Source organism: Kitasatospora sp. NPDC091276 (assembly GCF_040684355.1).
Taxonomy (GTDB): Bacteria; Actinomycetota; Actinomycetes; order Streptomycetales; family Streptomycetaceae; genus Kitasatospora.
Map to the genome: position 1 here is coordinate 208,085 of NZ_JBFBFU010000005.1, position 17,522 is coordinate 225,606.

The 17,522-nt window shown below is 72.5% G+C and carries 13 protein-coding genes; 8 read left to right on the plus strand and 5 right to left on the minus strand.

Translation table 11 applies throughout. From position 1 onward, the window contains the following. Positions 1-2 precede the first annotated feature (2 nt). Positions 3-575: a Uma2 family endonuclease gene (locus AB0O19_RS08605; RefSeq protein ID WP_363618745.1), complete on the minus strand. Its 573-nt coding sequence runs from the start codon at positions 573-575 to the stop codon at positions 3-5. A gap of 55 nt (positions 576-630) precedes the next feature. Between AB0O19_RS08605 and AB0O19_RS08610 the strand changes: the two genes are divergently transcribed. Both AB0O19_RS08610 and AB0O19_RS08615 read left to right on the plus strand, forming a co-directional pair. Further along, positions 631-1,083 (plus strand): DUF523 domain-containing protein, encoded by a 453-nt coding sequence (locus tag AB0O19_RS08610; protein ID WP_363618746.1) that lies wholly within the window; start codon positions 631-633, stop codon positions 1,081-1,083. Between the two features lie 88 nt (positions 1,084-1,171). Further along, entirely contained in the window at positions 1,172-2,152 is a 981-nt protein-coding gene (locus AB0O19_RS08615; RefSeq protein WP_363618747.1) for a DUF4349 domain-containing protein, read from the plus strand. A gap of 68 nt (positions 2,153-2,220) precedes the next feature. Here the strand turns inward: AB0O19_RS08615 and hemE are convergent, their stop codons facing one another. Continuing rightward, positions 2,221-3,234 carry a uroporphyrinogen decarboxylase gene (hemE, locus tag AB0O19_RS08620; protein ID WP_244293679.1) on the minus strand — a complete coding sequence of 338 codons (1,014 nt, stop codon included), beginning with the start codon at positions 3,232-3,234 and terminating at the stop codon, positions 2,221-2,223. Between the two features lie 236 nt (positions 3,235-3,470). Here hemE and AB0O19_RS08625 point away from each other — a divergent pair, with 236 nt between their 5' ends. From AB0O19_RS08625 to AB0O19_RS08645, 5 genes are all read left to right on the plus strand, one after another. Continuing rightward, positions 3,471-4,133: a DUF3000 domain-containing protein gene (locus AB0O19_RS08625; RefSeq protein WP_363368843.1), complete on the plus strand. Its 663-nt coding sequence runs from the start codon at positions 3,471-3,473 to the stop codon at positions 4,131-4,133. A 320-nt stretch (positions 4,134-4,453) separates the two neighbouring features. Beyond that, positions 4,454-5,188 (plus strand): response regulator transcription factor, encoded by a 735-nt coding sequence (locus AB0O19_RS08630; RefSeq protein ID WP_063349472.1) that lies wholly within the window; start codon positions 4,454-4,456, stop codon positions 5,186-5,188. A 163-nt stretch (positions 5,189-5,351) separates the two neighbouring features. Then, complete coding sequence (locus AB0O19_RS08635) at positions 5,352-6,596, plus strand: ribonuclease D (RefSeq protein ID WP_363618748.1); 1,245 nt, start codon at positions 5,352-5,354, stop codon at positions 6,594-6,596. Positions 6,597-6,834: 238 nt separating this feature from the next. Beyond that, entirely contained in the window at positions 6,835-8,079 is a 1,245-nt protein-coding gene (locus AB0O19_RS08640) for an acetyl-CoA C-acyltransferase (RefSeq protein ID WP_363618749.1), read from the plus strand. 2 nt (positions 8,080-8,081) lie between these two features. Continuing rightward, positions 8,082-10,211, plus strand: coding sequence for a 3-hydroxyacyl-CoA dehydrogenase NAD-binding domain-containing protein (locus AB0O19_RS08645; RefSeq protein ID WP_363618750.1), 2,130 nt, complete (start codon positions 8,082-8,084; stop codon positions 10,209-10,211). A 75-nt stretch (positions 10,212-10,286) separates the two neighbouring features. Here the strand turns inward: AB0O19_RS08645 and AB0O19_RS08650 are convergent, their stop codons facing one another. From AB0O19_RS08650 to AB0O19_RS08660, 3 genes are all read right to left on the minus strand, one after another. Further along, positions 10,287-11,816, minus strand: coding sequence for a glycosyltransferase family 39 protein (locus tag AB0O19_RS08650; RefSeq protein WP_363618751.1), 1,530 nt, complete (start codon positions 11,814-11,816; stop codon positions 10,287-10,289). Positions 11,817-11,953: 137 nt separating this feature from the next. Further along, positions 11,954-13,861 carry a 1-deoxy-D-xylulose-5-phosphate synthase gene (gene dxs / locus AB0O19_RS08655; protein ID WP_363618752.1) on the minus strand — a complete coding sequence of 636 codons (1,908 nt, stop codon included), beginning with the start codon at positions 13,859-13,861 and terminating at the stop codon, positions 11,954-11,956. Positions 13,862-14,106: 245 nt separating this feature from the next. After that, the gene (locus tag AB0O19_RS08660; protein ID WP_363618753.1) at positions 14,107-15,285 is read right to left on the minus strand and encodes an ROK family transcriptional regulator; all 1,179 of its coding nucleotides are present in this window, start codon (positions 15,283-15,285) and stop codon (positions 14,107-14,109) included. A gap of 405 nt (positions 15,286-15,690) precedes the next feature. Between AB0O19_RS08660 and AB0O19_RS08665 the strand changes: the two genes are divergently transcribed. Then, positions 15,691-17,403 carry a PQQ-binding-like beta-propeller repeat protein gene (locus AB0O19_RS08665; RefSeq protein WP_363618754.1) on the plus strand — a complete coding sequence of 571 codons (1,713 nt, stop codon included), beginning with the start codon at positions 15,691-15,693 and terminating at the stop codon, positions 17,401-17,403. The last annotated feature ends 119 nt before the right edge of the window (positions 17,404-17,522 follow it).

Below are 17,522 nucleotides of genomic sequence, written 5' to 3' on the forward strand. Positions count from 1 at the left end.
CCTCAATCCGCCAGCGCGTTCAGGTCGATCATGATCGGGAACGGCACCGGGCGCTCCAACGACTCCCGGAAGATCCCGGCGGGCACGTACGCCGAGGTCGCCTGGTCCAGCTCGTAGACGTGTACGGCTGGCCGACCGCCCTCTTCCTCCTCGACGATCCAGTAGTGCGGGATCCCTGCCTCGGCATACTTGCGGACCTTGACGAAACGGTCACGGTCTACGGACTCAGGCGAGACGACCTCGATGACGAGCAGGACTTCATCAGGAGTGAACTGCGTGCGCTTTCTCTCGAAATTGGCCTTGACGACGAGAACGTCCGGCTCGGGACGGTTCCGCCTGTCGAGCTTGATCGACATCTCCCGCCCGACCCTGGCCCCTTCCGGGACCTGGGGAATCAGCGCCATCTTCAGGTTGTCGACAACTTCACCGTGCCACCAGCGCTGCGGAGACATCACGAAGACCAGTGCCCCATCGATCAGTTCGGTGTGGCGCGGCGCCTGCGGCAGGTGGTCGAGGTCATCGGCAAACCAGCCCTCGTCTCTGGGCGCGTACATCCAGTCCGGCAGCTCGCTCATGCTCCCAAGATAGCGAGTTCCGAGGCCCTGCGAGCCGCTGCCTAGGCTGTGTGCTATGGAACCGATCGTGGTGAGTGCGTGTCTGGCCGGGGTGCCGTGCCGGTACGACGGGCGGGCGAAGACCTCGCCGGACGTGGTGGGGCTGGTCGAGGCGGGGCGGGCGGTGGTGGTGTGCCCGGAGGGGGCGGGCGGGCTGCCGACCCCGCGCCCTGCGGCGGAGATCGTCGGCGGGGACGGGGCGGACGTGCTGGACGGGCGGGCCCGGGTGGTGGACGCGACGGGCGCGGACTGTACGGCGGAGTTCGTGGCCGGGGCCCGGGCGGCGCTGGCGGCGGCCGAGGCCGCGGGGGCGCGGCGGGCGGTGCTGATGGCGCGCAGCCCGTCCTGCGGCTGCGGGCGGGTGTACGACGGGACGTTCACCGGGGAGCTGCGCCCCGGGGACGGGGTGACGGCGGCGCTGCTGCGGCGGGCGGGCGTCGAGGTTGTCCGGTCCGCTGCCGAGCTGTGATCGAGTCGCGACCTTCCGGCGGGGTCCGCTCGGGGCGTTCCTTCGTCCAATGGGGAGATCTCACAGCGGACTTGGGGAGGGCTTCGGAATGGGGAGACGGGCAGGGGCGGGGGCGCTGGCGGTAGCGACCGCGGGCGTGCTGCTGGTCGGGGCGTGCAGCGCCGGCGGTGCGGGCCGGGCGGGGGAGGCGGCGAAGGCGGACGCCGTCGCCCCGGCGGCACCGGCGGCACCGGCGGCACCGGCGGCCGCGCCGAGCGTCGCCGGGACGGCTCCGGCGGCGGGGGCGAGTGCCCAGCCGGTCGCGGACAACCGGCTGATCGCGTACACCGCGCAGTTGACGCTGCGGACCGGGGACGTCGCCCAGGTGCTGGCGAAGGCCCGGGAGTTGACGGCGGCCGCGGGTGGCTACGTCGGCGCCGAGTCGGTCTCCGGCGCGGTGGAGGGCGGGCCGGGGAGCACGGCGGGGGGCGAGGCGGGCGGCCAGCTGACGCTGAGGATCCCCTCCGCCGCCTACCAGCAGACGCTGGACCAGCTGGCCGCGCTGGGCCAGGTGGTGTCCCGCAGGAGCCAGGCGGACGATCTGACCCAGCAGGTCGCGGATGTGGCGAGCCGGGTGCAGACCCAGCAGGCGAGCGTGGAGCGGGTGCGGGCGCTGATGGGGCAGGCGAAGTCGCTGAGCGAGGTGACCACGCTGGAGGCCGAGTTGAGCCGCCGGGAGGCCGACCTGGAGTCGCTCCAGAAGCAGCAGAAGGAGCTGGCCGGCAAGACCTCGTTCTCGACCGTCACGCTGGACGTGCGCCGTGCGGCCGCCTCGCCGACGCCCACCCCGGCACCGCCGAAGGGCGGCGGCGAGGGCTTCGGGGCGTCGGTCGGCTCCGCGCTGGGCGGCGGCTGGCACGTGCTGGTGGCGATCGTGCGCGCCCTGGCGGTGGGGCTCGCGGCGGTGGCGCCGTTCCTGCTGGTGCTGGGCGTCCCGGCGGCGCTGGTGTACCGGCTGCGGCGCCGGCGCCGCCCGGCGACCGCGCTGCCCCCGGAGTCCGGCCCGCGGGAAGGGCCCGCGGAGGACTGAGCGACGACTGAGCGAGGACTGAAACACGGCGTGCCCCCGCCCGGTCGGGAGGGGGCACGCCGCCGGGGTCAGCGGGCGCTGGCCTCGTGGACGAAGGCGACGAGGCGGGAGAGGGCGTCCGGGTCCATGGACGGCAGGACGCCGTGGCCGAGGTTGAAGATGTGGCCGCTGGTGCCGAGGGCCTGGGCGGCGTGCAGCACCTCGCGGGCCTTGGTCTCGACGACCTTGGTGGGGGCGAACAGCACGGCCGGGTCGAGGTTGCCCTGGAGGCCCTTGCCGGGGCCGACGCGCTCGGCCGCGACGTTCAGCGGCACCCGCCAGTCGACGCCGACGATGTCCGCGCCGGCCTGGCCCATCAGGCCGAGGAGTTCGCCGGTGCCGACGCCGAAGTGGATCCGCGGCACGCCGTAGGAGGCGACGGCGTCGAAGACCTTGGTGCTGGACGGCATGACCGAGCGGCGGTAGTCGTCGGGGGCCAGCGAGCCGACCCAGGAGTCGAAGAGCTGGACGGCCGAGGCGCCGGCCTCGATCTGCACCTTCAGGAAGGTGGAGGTGATGTCGGCGAGCCGGTCGACCAGGGCGGCCCACAGCTCGGGCTGGCCGTACATCATGGCCTTGGTGTGCTCGTGGTTCTTGGACGGGCCGCCCTCGACCAGGTAGCTGGCCAGCGTGTAGGGGGCGCCGGCGAAGCCGATCAGCGGGGTCTCGCCGAGTTCGTCCACCAGCAGGCCGACGGCCTCGGTGATGTAGGGGACGTCGTCGGGCTCCAGCGGGCGCAGCCGCTTGAGGTCCTCGGCGGTGCGGATCGGGTCGGCGATGACCGGGCCGACGTTGGGCTTGATCTCGACGTCGATGCCGACGGCCTTGAGCGGCACCACGATGTCGCTGAAGAAGATCGCCGCGTCCACCTTGTGCCGGCGGACCGGCTGGAGGGTGATCTCCTTGACCAGCTCGGGCCGCATGCAGGACTCCAGCATGGGGATGCCCTCGCGGACCTTCAGGTACTCGGGCAGCGAGCGGCCGGCCTGGCGCATGAACCACACCGGGGTGTGCGGCACGGGCTCGTGCCGGCAGGCGCGCAGGAACGCGGAGTCGTGCGCGGCGCCGCGGCGCGCGGGGGTGGGCCTGCCGTCGGGGGTGGCCGCCGTGGTGTCTGCCGTAGTCTCGCTCACGGTCCAAATCTTCGCATGCGCCTCGGGGCGCTCCTCCCGGCCGGTCTCGTCGGTTCCTCCAAGATCTGGCCGGGTTTGCCGTTCCGGCACGCCGCTCGGACGGAAGTTGCGGCCTTAACCGCGGTTTTCGACCTAGTCTTCGGGTCATGGCAGCGGTCGGCGGGCACCCCGCGCAGGGTGGCGGAGCAGGTGGCGGAACAGGTCGGGAGGGGGCTCCGAGCGAGTTCCGGGCCGCCGTGGAGGCCCTCGACGGAGCACGTCTGCGGCCCGAGATCCAGCTCTCCCCCGCGCCGGCCCCGCGCCGGCTGGCCCCGTACGCGTTCGCGGTGACCGCCTCGGTGGAGGTGGACGGCGAGGAACTGGCGGACGGCCGGCTGGTGCTGCTGTACGACCCGGCCGGGCAGGAGGCCTGGAACGGGGAGTTCCGGGTGGTGACGATGACCCGGGCGGAGCTGGAGCCGGAGATGGCCGGCGACCCGATGCTCTCGGAGGTCGGCTGGGCCTGGCTGCTGGACTCGCTGCAGGCGCACGGGGCCGGGTACGCGGAGCCGTCCGGCACGGTGAGCCACTGCGCCTCGCAGTACTTCGGCGGGCTGGCGGACCGCCCGTCCTCGACCGAGATCGAGATCCGGGCCTCCTGGACGCCGGCCGACGGCCGGTTCGAGCGGCACCTGGCGGCCTGGGGGGACCTGCTGTGCATCAGCGCCGGCCTGCCGCCGGCCGCGCCGGCCCCGCAGGCGCCGGCCGATGTGCCGTCACTCGGTGGGGTGGTCCCGATGCCCGCGCGGCGGCGTCCTCGTTCGCACTGAGGAGTGGCGCACCGGGCCGGGCGGCCCCGACCGCCCCGATGCCACCCCCAGGGCTGACGGAGTGTGACTTCGAACCCGCTCTGGGTCAATTAACCGGTTGAAACCGACCGATCAGCACCAGATCTGATCGATTTTGTGCGAATTCAGGACGGGTCGTATCACTCATATGCGCGATTTGTCCGTATTGTTACTCACTAGATCGTGATCTTTCGCTAAAGCCGGGCACGGTAGCTGCCGAAGCAGACTGTGACCCTTTCCGAACGCGGAACACTCCGACCGCCCCCTCGGGGTTCCGTCCGCCACTCCCCGCAGGAGGCCTGGTGTCGGTCCTTCTTGAGCACCCCGCAAACGTGGTCGCCTACCGGCCGACCAAGCCCACCGCCATGGTGGTCATCGCCGATCCCCGTGTCCGAAACACCGTCACCCGCCACCTGTGGGCGCTCGGCGTCCGGGACGTGATCGAGGTGTCCTCGATCGCCGAGGCCCGCCCCCGGGTCTCCACTCCGCGCGACATCTGCGTCGCCGACGTACACCTGCCGGACGGCTCCGGCCTGACCATCCTGGCCGAGACCCGCGCCGCGGGCTGGCCCAACGGCCTGGCCCTGTCCGCCGCCGACGACATCGGCGCCGTCCGCAGCGCGCTGGCCGGCGGCGTCAAGGGATACGTCGTCACGGGCACCCGCACCAACGTGGCGATGCCCGGCCGCCCGGGTCTGCCGCTCGGCGCCGCCGGGCTGGCCGGGCGGATGCGCCGCCCCGGCATGCCGGGCATGCCGGGCGCCGTGGGTGCGCCGGGCGCCCACGGAACCCACGGAGCCCCCGGTGCGCCCGGTGCGCCGGGCACGCAGCAGTCCGCCTACCGCGAGCTGTCGGGCCGTGAGGTCGAGGTGCTGCGGCTGGTCGCCGAAGGACAGTCGAACAAGGCGATCGGGGTGGCGATGGGCCTGTCCGCGCTCACCGTCAAGAGCCACCTCGCCCGGATCGCCCGCAAGCTGGGCACCGGCGACCGCGCCGGGATGGTCGCGGTCGCGCTGCGCACCGGCATCATCCACTGAGTCCTCGGACGGACCCGCCACGGCGGTCGAGGAGGAACGTTTCCTCCTCGGCCGCCGTAGCCGTGCCCCTCGGCCACCGCCCGGGCCCCGTGGCATAGTCACGGACCCGGTCTGACCAGTCCGACAACACTCCCGGCCGCGAGGACCGTCGTACCCTTGGTGGGTGACCGACGCCGTAGCAGCCATCCCAGAAGAAGCAGCCCCGGTCCCGCTCCTCGAACCGAAGGAGGGGATCCCGCCCGTCGTGGCGGACGAGCAGGCGCTGGCCGCCACCGTCGCCGCCTTCGCCGGGGGCACCGGACCGGTCGCCGTCGACGCCGAGCGGGCCTCCGGCTACCGCTACGGGCAGCGCGCGTACCTCATTCAGCTGCGCCGTGCGGGCGCCGGCAGTGCGCTGATCGACCCGATCGCCTGCCCCGACCTCAGCGGCCTGGGCGACGCCCTCGCCGACACCGAATGGGTGGTGCACGCGGCCACCCAGGACCTGCCCTGCCTGGCCGAGGTCGGCATGAGACCCCGGCAGCTGTTCGACACCGAGCTGGCCGGGCGGATCGCCGGCTTCGCCCGGGTCGGCCTCGGGCCGATGACCGAGAGCGTGCTCGGGCTGAGCCTGGCCAAGGAGCACTCCGCGGTCGACTGGTCCACCCGCCCGCTGCCCGAGCCGTGGCTGCGCTACGCCGCTCTGGACGTCGAGGTGCTGGTCGAGCTGCGCGACGCACTCGAACAGGAGCTGGACGCCCAGGGCAAGCTCGGCTGGGCCCTGGAGGAGTTCGCGGCGATCGCCGCCGCACCGCGCCCGGCTCCGCGCACCGACCCGTGGCGCCGCACCTCGCAGCTACACAAGGTCCGCCGGCGCCGCCAGCTGGCCGTGGTGCGCGAGCTGTGGCTGGCCCGGGACCGGCTGGCGCAGGAGCGCGACGTCTCGCCGGGCCGGGTGCTCTCGGACGCCGCGATCGTCAACGCCGCACTGGCCATGCCGCTGAACATCGCCGCGCTGCAGGGCGTCCAGGGCTTCGGGCCGCGGGTGCACCGGCGCCAGCTGGAGCAGTGGCTGGCGGCCGTCCAGCGGGGCCGGGAGGTCCCGGAGAACCAGCTGCCGCCGGCCTCCGCGCCGCACGACGGGCCGCCGCCGCCGCGGGCCTGGGCCGAGAAGGACCCGGTGGCCGCCGCCCGGCTGTCCGGGGCGCGCGCCGCGGTCGCGGACCTCGCCGAGCGGCACAACCTGCCGGCCGAGAACCTGATCACCCCGGACCTGGTGCGCCGGGTCTCCTGGGAGCCGCCGGCCGATCCGGCCGCCGAGGGCGTGGCCGCCGCGCTGCGCCGGCTCGGCGCCCGGCAGTGGCAGGTCGACCTGGTGGCGCCGGTGGTGGCCGCCGCGTTCGCCGAGGCCGCGGCCGCCCAGGACTGACCTGGAGCGCGTCCGGAGGGGGTGCCGTCCTCGTGACGGCGCCCCCTTCGGCGTATTCGGGGTCCGTCTTTCGAACTCCGCCGGTCGGACGTGTCGCGGGACACACGGGGTGAACCCTCCGTGAGGCCTGGGCAGGTTGGTTACCGACCGGTAGCATGACGGTGAAGCGGCGCCGCTCGGGTCTTCACCGGCGGCAGCCTGCCCACCTCAAATGTTGGTCCCTGGGAGGAGAGCCCCCGTGCCTCGTACCGTGAGGGACGTCGTCTTCGTCGATGGCGTCCGCACCCCGTTCGGCAAGGCCGGCCCGAAGGGCATCTACCACGAGACGCGCGCCGACGACCTGGTCGTCAAGTGCATCCGGGAGCTCGTGCGCCGTAACCCGAACCTGCCCGTCGAGCGCATCGACGAGGTCGCCATCGCGGCCACCACGCAGATCGGCGACCAGGGTCTGACCATCGGGCGCACCGCCGCCCTGCTGTCCGGCCTGCCCAAGTCCGTCCCCGGCTACTCGATCGACCGCATGTGCGCCGGTGCGCTCACGGCCGTGACCGCCACCGCCGGCGGCATCGCCTTCGGCGCGTACGACGTGGTCGTGGCCGGCGGCGTCGAGCACATGGGCCGCCACCCGATGGGCGAGGGCGTCGACCCGAACCCGCGCTTCGTCTCCGAGAAGCTGGTCGACGAGTCCGCCCTGTTCATGGGCATGACGGCGGAGAACCTGCACGACCGGTTCCCGCACCTGACCAAGGAGCGCTGCGACGCCTACGCCGTGCGCTCGCAGGAGAAGGCCGCCAAGGCGTACGCCAACGGCGACATCCAGCCCGACCTGGTACCGATCTCGATCCGCAACACCAACCCCGAGGTCGGCGAGACCGGCTGGGGCCTGGCCACCGTGGACGAGCCGATGCGCCCGGGCACCACGATGGAGAGCCTGGCCGGTCTGAAGACCCCCTTCCGCCCGCACGGCAACATCACCGCGGGCAACTCGGCCGGCCTCAACGACGGCGCCACCGCCTCGCTGCTGGCCGCCGAGGACGTCGCCGAGGAGCTCGGCCTCCCGATCAAGATGCGCCTGGTCTCCTACGCCTTCGCGGGCGTGGAGCCCGAGGTCATGGGCATCGGCCCAGTGCCGGCCACCGAGAAGGCGCTGGCCAAGGCCGGTCTGACCATCGACGACATCCAGGCCTTCGAGGTCAACGAGGCCTTCGCCGTCCAGGTGCTGTCCTTCCTCGACCACTACGGCATCGCGGACGACGACGAGCGGGTCAACCCGTACGGCGGCGCGATCGCCTTCGGCCACCCGCTGGCCTCCTCCGGCGTGCGCCTGATGAACCAGCTGGCCCGCCGCTTCGAGCAGCGCCCGGACGTCCGCTACGGCCTCACCACGATGTGCATCGGCTTCGGCATGGGCGGGACCGTCATCTGGGAGAACCCGCACTGGAGCGGAGCGGAAAAGTCGTCCGAGCTCGAGGGTGGTAAGTGAACATGACGAGCACCACTGAGCTGCTGCAGCACGGCGCCGAGCTGTTCCCCGGCGAGGTCGTCACGACCGCGCACGTGCGCCACCTGGACCTGCCGCTGCAGGCCGGCAAGCTGGCCCTGATCACCCTGGACAACGGCTTCGACCACACCAAGCCGACCACCTTCGGCCCGGGCTCGCTGCTGAAGCTGTCCACCGCGCTGGACCAGGTCGAGGCCGAGGCCGCCGAGGGCAAGGTCGTCGCCGTCGCCGTCACCGGCAAGCCGTTCATCTTCGCGGTCGGCGCCGACCTCAAGGGCGTCGAGCTGCTCAAGGAGCACGCGGACGCGCTGGCCATCGGCAAGGGCGGCCACGAGGTCTTCAAGCGGATCGCCGCGCTGCCCGTCCCCTCCTTCGCCTTCTACAACGGCGCGGCGATGGGCGGCGGCGTCGAGGTCGGCCTGCACGCCACCTACCGCACGGTCAGCGCGGGCGTCCCGGCGTTCTCGCTGCCGGAGGTCTTCCTGGGCCTCGTCCCCGGCTGGGGCGGCTGCACCCTGCTGCCGAACCTGATCGGCCCCTCGAAGGCGATCAAGGTCATCATCGAGAACTCGATGAACCAGAACAAGCAGCTCAAGGGCAAGGACGTGTTCGAGCTGGGGATCGCCGACGCGATCTTCGAGCCGGCCGACTTCCTGGAGCAGTCGCTGCTGTGGGCCGCCAAGGTCCTCAAGGGCGACGTCGTCGTCGAGCGCGAGGAGATCGACCGCGGCAAGGCCTGGGACGACGCCGTCGCCTGGGGCCGCCTGGTCGCCGACGCCAAGGTGCACGGCGCCGCGCCGGCCGCCTACAAGGCGCTGGACATCATCCAGCAGGTCAAGGACTCCGACCTCCAGGCCGGCTTCGACGCCGAGGACGCGGCCCTGGCCGACCTCATCATGAGCGGCGAGCTGCGCAGCGGCATCTACGCCTTCAACCTGGTGCAGCGCCGGGCGAAGCGCCCGGTCGGCGCGCCGGACAAGTCGCTGGCCCGCCCGGTCAGCAAGGTCGGCGTCGTCGGCGCCGGTCTGATGGCCTCGCAGCTGGCGCTGCTGTTCGCCCGCCGTCTGGAGGTGCCGGTGGTCCTCACCGACATCGACCAGGAGCGCGTCGACAAGGGCGTCGGCTACGTCCACGCCGAGATCGACAAGCTGCTCGGCAAGGGCCGGATCGGCCAGGACAAGGCCAACCGTCTCAAGGGCCTGGTCAGCGGCTCGCTCGACAAGGCCGCCGCCTTCGGCGACGCGGACTTCGTGATCGAGGCCGTGTTCGAGGAGATGGGCGTCAAGCAGACCGTCTTCGCGGACCTGGAGAACGTGGTCTCGCCGACCTGCGTGCTGGCGACCAACACCTCCTCGCTGTCGGTCACCGAGATGGCCTCGAAGCTGAAGCACCCCGAGCGGGTCGTCGGCTTCCACTTCTTCAACCCGGTCGCGATCCTGCCGCTGCTGGAGATCGTCCGCGGCGAGCAGACCGACGACGCCTCGCTGGCCACCGCCTTCGGCGTCTCGAAGAAGCTGAAGAAGACCTCGGTGCTGGTCAAGGACGCCCCGGCGTTCGTGGTGAACCGGATCCTGACCCGCTTCATGGGCGAGATCCAGACCATCATCGACGAGGGCACCCCGATCGCCACCGTCGAGAAGGGCGTCGAGCCGCTCGGCCTGCCGATGTCCCCGATCGTGCTGCTGGAGCTGGTCGGCCCGGCCATCGCGCTGCACGTCTCGGAGACCCTGCACGGCGCGTTCCCGGAGCGGTTCGCCGTCTCCGAGAACCTCGGCAAGGTGGTCAAGGCCGGCAAGCGCGGCTTCTACACCTGGGTGGACGGCAAGCAGGTCCTCGACCCCGAGGTGCTGGAGCTGCTGACCTTCGGCGACACCGTGCTGACCGAGGAGCAGGTCCTGGACCGCGCCCTGGAGGCCGTGGCCCAGGAGATCGGCCTGATGCTGGAGGAGGGTGTCGTCGCCGAGGCGCAGGACATCGACCTCTGCATGATCACCGGCGCCGGCTGGCCCTTCCACCTGGGCGGGATCACCCCGTACCTGGACCGTGAGGGCGTCTCGGAGCGGGTGAACGGCAAGCGCTTCCTCGCCCCCGGCGTGGCTTCGGTGCCCGCGTAACGCGTAGCGCCCCCGCACATGCCGGAGCCCCGGTGACCGTCCAGGTCACCGGGGCTCCGGCATGTGCGGGGGCGGTCAGCTCTTCTTGAGGCGGTAGACCACGGTGTCGGCGAAGACGCCGACCATCTCGTAGTGGGTGTCCAGCAGGTTCTCGATCCGCGGGACCAGCACCGGCTGGTACGGGGCAATGCCGGAGTCGTCCACCACGACCTCGGGCAGGTTGTCGGCGAGCTCCTTGTCGAAGGTCTGCCAGGCGTTGCTGACGCTGAACTGCTCGCCCACGTTGGCGTTGCCGTCCTTGCCGCCGCTGTAGTTGGTCAGGAAGCCGGCGGTCAGGTAGCGGGTGGCGGGCTTGCGGTCGGCCAGCCAGTACAGCTCGGGGTGCATGCCCCAGACCAGGACGGTGTCCTTGGGGGTGGTCTGGGCGGCGACCGCGGTGGCGACCTCGGTGGTGCGGTCGAGCCGCTCCCCCGGCCAGGCCAGGGCCAGCGCCCAGAAGACCGTCGAGGCGACCGTGGTGTACACCAGGACGGGCTTCCAGCGGACCGCCGAGGTGGCCACCGCCCCGGTGCCCAGCAGCACCAGCGGGGGGATCAGCTGTAGGTAGTAGTGGCCGAAGAAGTGGAAGCCCACGCTGACCGCGACGACCGAGGAGGCCAGCCAGACCCACAGGTCGCCGGTGGAGCCGTGCTCCTCCCCGGCGACGGGCAGCGGCCGGTGGCGGTGCTTGAGCCAGAGCCGGCGCCCGACCGGGAGCAGGAAGCCCAGCCCGGCCGCGACCAGGATGGCCGAGTTGCCGAGCGCGCGGCCGATCATCTGGAGCCAGGCGCCGCCGAAGGAGGCGTAGTCCCCGCTGCCGGTGACCACCCAGAACAGGAAGCCCTTGGGCTTGGTCAGGATGACCGCGACCAGCGCTATCGGCAGGATGAAGCCGAAGCCGATCTTGAACAGGGCGGGCGGCCAGCGCACCCCGCGCCGGCGGGCGTCCTGGAACAGCATCCAGAGCACGGGCAGCAGCACCGCGCCGCCGGTCTGCTTGGTCAGCGAGCAGAGCGCCACCGCGATGCCCGCGGCCAGCCAGCGGCGGCGCTCGGCGTACCGGAACGCGGCCACCATGGCGGGCAGCATGAAGACCTCGAAGGTCGCCGCCTGGGTGTCCTCCGGGGAGAGCCCGATGGAGACCAGCAGGTAGAGCAGCCCCGCACCGGCCCCGGCCCGGTTGCCCCAGCGGCCGCAGGCGATGGACGCCAGCAGGATCGCGGTGACCAGGTGGGCGCCCACCGCCAGGGTGCGCAGCGGCCACAGCGAGGCGGAGCCGAAGATCGTGAAGCAGGCCTGGTAGAGCCAGGGGAGCAACGGCGGCTTGCGGTCCACCACGGTGTCGTACAGCACTCCGCCGTCGGCCAGCATCCGGGCCTGGGTGGCCAGGAACCCCTCGTCGGGGCTCCAGACGGGCCGGGCGAAGGACGGGATGTGGGTGAGCAGTGCGACCAGCGCGAGCACCGGCACCAGCCTCGTCCAGTACCCGGTCTGCACATGGGTACGGACGCGCTCGGGCAGGCGCTCGGCCATTCCGGCGAAGCGGAAGCGGGTGGGGGTGGGCACGGATGACAACCTACCGGGCGGGATCGGCGCGGGCGGCGCCGGTCCCGCCTTTCGGTGCGATTGTCAGCTTGTTTCGTGACGAACTGTTACGGAGTTACGACGAACGGTCGTCGGTGGAACGCGTTCCGGGCCCGTTCTCAGGCCTCGACCCGAGCCGCGTCCAGGCCGGCGACCAGGGCCGTCACCTTTCGGGCGATGTCCGGGGCGTTCAGGCCGATCTCGGCCAGGATCTCGTTCCGGCTCGCGTGGTCCAGGAACTCCTGCGGAATCCCGAAGTCGCGCACCGGCAGATCCACGTCCGCGTCGCGCAGCGCCTGCGCCACCGCGGCGCCGACACCGCCCACCCGGCCGTTGTCCTCGATCGTGACGACCACCCGGTGCTCGGCCGCCAGGCCCGGCAGGGCGGCGTCCACCGGCTTGACCCAGCGCGGGTCCACCACGGTGGCGGTGATGCCCTGGGCGGCCAGCAGGTCCGCGACCTCCAGGCTGGTGGCGGCCATCGCGCCGACCGAGACGACCAGCACGTCCGCGCGGTGCGTGCCGCCCGGCTCCTCGGCGGCGCGCAGCACGTCCATGCCGCCGATCCGGCCGACCGCCGGGACGGCCGGGCCGACGGTGCCCTTGGAGTAGCGGACCACGGTCGGGGCGTCCTTGACCTCGACGGCCTCGCGCAGCTGGGCGCGGACCTGGTCGGCGTCGCGCGGGGCGGCCAGCCGCAGGGTCGGGACGATCTGCAGCATCGACATGTCCCACATGCCGTTGTGCGAGGCGCCGTCGTCGCCGGTGACGCCGGCCCGGTCGAGCACGAAGGTGACACCCAGCTTGTGCAGGGCGACGTCCATCAGGACCTGGTCGAAGGCCCGGTTCAGGAAGGTCGCGTAGACCGCGAAGACCGGGTGCAGGCCGTTGGTGGCCAGGCCGGCGGCGCTGGTGACGGCGTGCTGCTCGGCGATGCCGACGTCGAAGATGCGGTCCGGGAAGGCCTCGGCGAAGGGCGCGAGGCCGACCGGGTGGAGCATGGCGGCGGTGATGCCGACGATGTCGTCCCGCTCGTGGCCGAGCGCGACCATCTCCTCGGCGAAGACCGAGGTCCAGCTCCGGCCGCCGGCGTTCTTGATCGGCAGGCCGGTCTCCGGGTGGATCTTGCCGACCGCGTGGAAGCGGTCCTCGTCGTTGTTCTCCGCGGCGTGGTAGCCGCGGCCCTTCTCGGTGAGGCAGTGCACGATCACCGGGCCGCCGAAGCCGCGCGCCTTGGTCAGCGCGGACTCCAGGGCGGTCAGGTCGTGGCCGTCGATCGGGCCGATGTACTTGAGGCCGAGGTCCTCGAACATGCCCTGCGGGGCGATGAAGTCCTTGAGGCCCTTCTTGGCGCCGTGCAGCGTCTCGAACAGCTGCTGGCCGACCACCGGGGTGCGCTGCAGCGCGTCCTTGCCCCAGGAGAGGAAGCGCTCGTAGCCCTGGGTGGTGCGCAGGGTGGCGAGGTGGTTGGCCAGGCCGCCGATGGTCGGCGAGTAGGAGCGCTCGTTGTCGTTGACGACGATGACCAGCGGGCGGTCCTTGGCGTCGGCGATGTTGTTGAGCGCCTCCCAGGCCATGCCGCCGGTGAGCGCGCCGTCGCCGATGACCGCGACGACGGGGTCCGGCTTGCCGAGGATCTTGTTGGCCTTGGCCAGGCCGTCGGCGTAGGAGAGCACGGTGGAGGCGTGCGAGTTCTCGATCACGTCGTGCTCGGACTCGGCGCGGGACGGGTAGCCGGACAGGCCGCCCTTCATCCGCAGCATCGAGAAGTCCTGGCGGCCGGTGAGCAGCTTGTGGACGTAGCTCTGGTGGCCGGTGTCGAAGAGGATGCGGTCGCGCGGCGAGTCGAAGACCCGGTGCAGCGCGATGGTGAGCTCCACCACGCCGAGGTTGGGGCCGAGGTGGCCGCCCGTCTTGGCGACCTCGGTCACCAGGAAGGTCCGGATCTCCTGGGCCAGTGCGGCCAGCTGTCCCGGCGTGAGCCGGTCGAGATCACGCGGTCCCCGAATGCGGGTCAGCAGGGCCACCCGTTCCTCCTCGTTCAGTGTTCGCGGACCGCGGGCGGTCCGACGGGCGTCGCTGCCCGGTCTGGCGGCGGGCCGGCGGTCGCGGCCGGTGCCGACCGGTCGAGTCTAATGTCCGCTTGCCGGACACCGAGCGGCGCGCCCGGTGCCACCGACCCGTTACCGCCATTCCCGGAGGTCGGCCCGGGGGTCGCGCGTCACCCTGGATTGACGAACGGATGTTCGGGACCGACCCGGGCCGCAGCGGCTCAGCCCCGCCCCAGCGCCCCGGACTCCCCCATCTCGCTCATCACCAGGGCCAGCGCGCCGAGCACCTCGGCCCGGCCGCCCAGCGTGCCGGGGACCACCGAGAGCTGGCGGGCGGCGCTCGGGATGGCGTAGCGGGCCACCGAGTCGCGGATCGGGGAGAGCACCAGCTCACCGGCCTCGGCGAGGTCGCCGCCGAGGATCACCCGGCGCGGGTTGAGCAGGTTGCACAGGGTGGCGACGCCGGTGCCGATCTGCCGGCCGGCGTCGGCGATCACCCGGCGGCAGCCGAGGTCACCCCGATGGGCCAGCTCGACCACCCGGGGCAGGGTGAGGTCCGGGCCGAGGGTCGGGGTCAGCAGGGAGAGCAGGTAGCGGGAGCCCACGAAGGTCTCCAGGCAGCCGCGGTTGCCGCAGCGGCAGACCGGCCCGGCCTCGTCCAGGGTGATGTGCCCGATCTCACCGGCGGTGCCGCCCGGCCCACGGTAGATCTGGCCGTTGACCACCAGCCCGGCGCCGACCCCGCTGGCGACCTTGATGTACGCGAGGTCGCTCAGCCCCCGCCCGGCCCCCCAGACCAGTTCGCCGAGCGCGCCCAGGTTGGCGTCGTTGTCCACGTGCACCGGCATGCCGAGCCGTTCGGCCAGCTCCCGGCCCGGGGCGATGCCCGTCCAGCCGGGCAGGATCGCGGTGGAACCCAGCGCGCCGGTCTCCACGTCGATCGGGCCGGGCACGCCGAGGCCGACGCCGATCACCTTCTCCGGGCGGAACCCGGCCTGCCGGAGCAGCCGTTCCACCATCGCCTCGGCCCGGTCGAAGCCCTGCGCCGCGGAGACGTCCACGTCGATCGGGGCGCTCTCCTCGGCGAGCACCCGGTGCGCGAGGTTGCCGACCGCGACCCGCAGGTGGGTGTGGCCGAAGTCGATGCCCACCACGATGCCCGCGTCCCCGCTGAGCGAGACGCTGCGCGCCCGCCGGCCGCCGGAGGAGGTGTCGGCGACCACGACGGTGCCGCTCTCCTTCAACTCCCGCACGATGTTGGAGACGGTGGCCGCGGACAGGCCGGTGCCGCGGGCGATCTCGGCCTGGGTCAGCGAACCGGCCGTCCGCACCGCGCGCAGCACCCGCTCCAGGTTCGCCCGGTGCAAGGACGACTGCGAGCCCGGTGTGTCCGTCGACATGATCCACCCTCCCAGGGCGGGGACCCCTCCGCCGGGACGTCCCCTTCAACTCCTGAAGGGTAGGGCCTGTGCCGCGGATCGGCGCTGATCGGGCCGGGACGGGGCGACGAGGACCGGCGGCGGGCCCGGGAGCGGCGGGGGAAAGTGGCGGGGGAACGGACGGAAACGGGCCGACGGAGTCCTGGGTTCGGCCGAAAAACACCCACCACTAGCATGGTGCCCTATCTCACGCGTCCCCCCGGACCGCGGGGCGGTATCGGCAGGGGGACGCTTCCAGGAATGACGGGGAATCAGATGGCAGGGGATCACCCTACGCCGGGGGCAGGCGCAGTGCCGGGCAGCGGCCCGCAGGACAATCGGGGCGTCTCGTTCGGGCGCCCGCCCGGCGGCGTGGATCCGGCCGCCGTGGCAGACCAGGTGACACAGCTCGACGGCGCGGCGATCCCGGGCCCGGCCTCGCCCGCCGGGCCGCCGCCGGCCCAGCCGCCGGCTCCGCCCGCGCAGCCGCCCGCGCAGCCGCCCGCCGCCGGTGCCGGCTACCAGCCGTACGCGCCGACCGCGGCCGCCTTCCCCGGCCAGGCTCCGCCGCCGCCGGCCGGGGCGCCGGTCGGCCCGTACGACCCGATGCCCGGTGGCGCCTACGGCGCGCCGGACGGCGGGCAGGCCTACGGCGCCGGCTACGGATACCCGCAGCAGCAGCCCGGGTACTACCCGGGCGCGCCGCTGCCCCCCGCGCCCAAGCAGCGCAACCCCGTGATGCTGTGGGGCGGGATCATCGGCGGCGTCCTGGCGATCGCCATCGTCGCCGGGCTGGTCGTGCTCCTCAAGGGCAACGACCCCGACCCCACGCCGAACGCCAGCTCCGGCGGCACCACCACGTCCGGTGGCACCACTTCCGGAGGCACCGTCACCAGCGCCCCGACCGCCGACAGCACCAGCGGCAGCACCACCGGTGGCACCACCGGCGGGGTCGGCTACAACATCGCCTGGAACGCCCCCAAGGCCGCCAACGCGGACAGCGGCTCGCAACTGCTCGGCATCTGGGGCAGCGACAAGGTCGCGGTGCGCGCCGACAGCACCGGCATCCGGGCGTTCAACACCTCCGACGGCAAGGAGGCCTGGAACATCCCGGTCCCGGCCGGCAGCAAGGAGGTGTGCACCGCCTCCTACTCGGCCAACTCAAAGAACATCGCCGCCGTCTCCTTCAACACCGGTGACAGCGACTGCTCCACCATCGGCGCCGTCGACGTCAGCCAGGGCAAGCTGCTCTGGAGCGTCAAGGTCTCCACCGACCGGATGTCCTCGCCGACGCTCAGCGTCACCGACAAGGTGGTCGCCATCGGCGGCAACGTGGTCGGCGGCCTGAACATCGACAACGGCTCGGCCGCCTGGCAGTTCCAGCCGCGCGACAAGGACTGCAGCCTCTACGGCCGCGCGGCCGGCAGCCAGATCGCGGTCAGCGACCGCTGCTACGGCGGCTCCGGCCCGAAGTCGCAGCTGGTCATCGTGGACGCCGACAGCGGCAAGGCCGCCAGCACGCCGATCACCCTCACCGGCAGCATCGAGCGGATCGACAAGGTCGTCCAGGACCAGCCGCTGGTGCTGCTGATGAGCAGCGGCCCCAACGGCGACTACATCCTGCCGTTCGACAAGAGCAACAAGCCCGGCAACCAGATGTCGGTCAAGGAGCCCGGCGCGGACAGCCTTCGGCTGTCCGGCCAGTCCGACGCCTACAGCCAGAACGTGGTCAGCGGCACCACCCTGTACGCCCAGATCACCGGCGCCAAGTCGGCCGTCAACGCGTACGACCTGACCACCGGCAAGCGGATCTGGTCCGCCGCCAGCGCCACGTCCAACCAGGACATCCGGCTGGTGTCCGGCACCGACAAGGACGGCAAGGTCCGCGCCATCGTCAGCCAGGGCTACAACAAGCCCGCCCGGCTGGTGACGCTCTCGCCGGCCGACGGCTCGATGACCGACCTCGGCACCATGGCCATGCCCAACGGCCTGGACATCGGGATGAGCATGTCCGAGTACGTCCTCTCCAGCGACGGCAGCGCCGTGTACGCCTTCCGCCGCGGCAGCTCCGACGCGCCGCTGACCAAGTGGAAGAAGTGACGGCGGGGGGCTGAGCACCCCTCGGACACGAGCCCTCGCGGCTCGTCCTGGCGGGGCGGGAACGGGCGATCCGTACGGACCCGCCCCGCCTGCGATTTTTCCGGGAGCCCGTCCGTTGG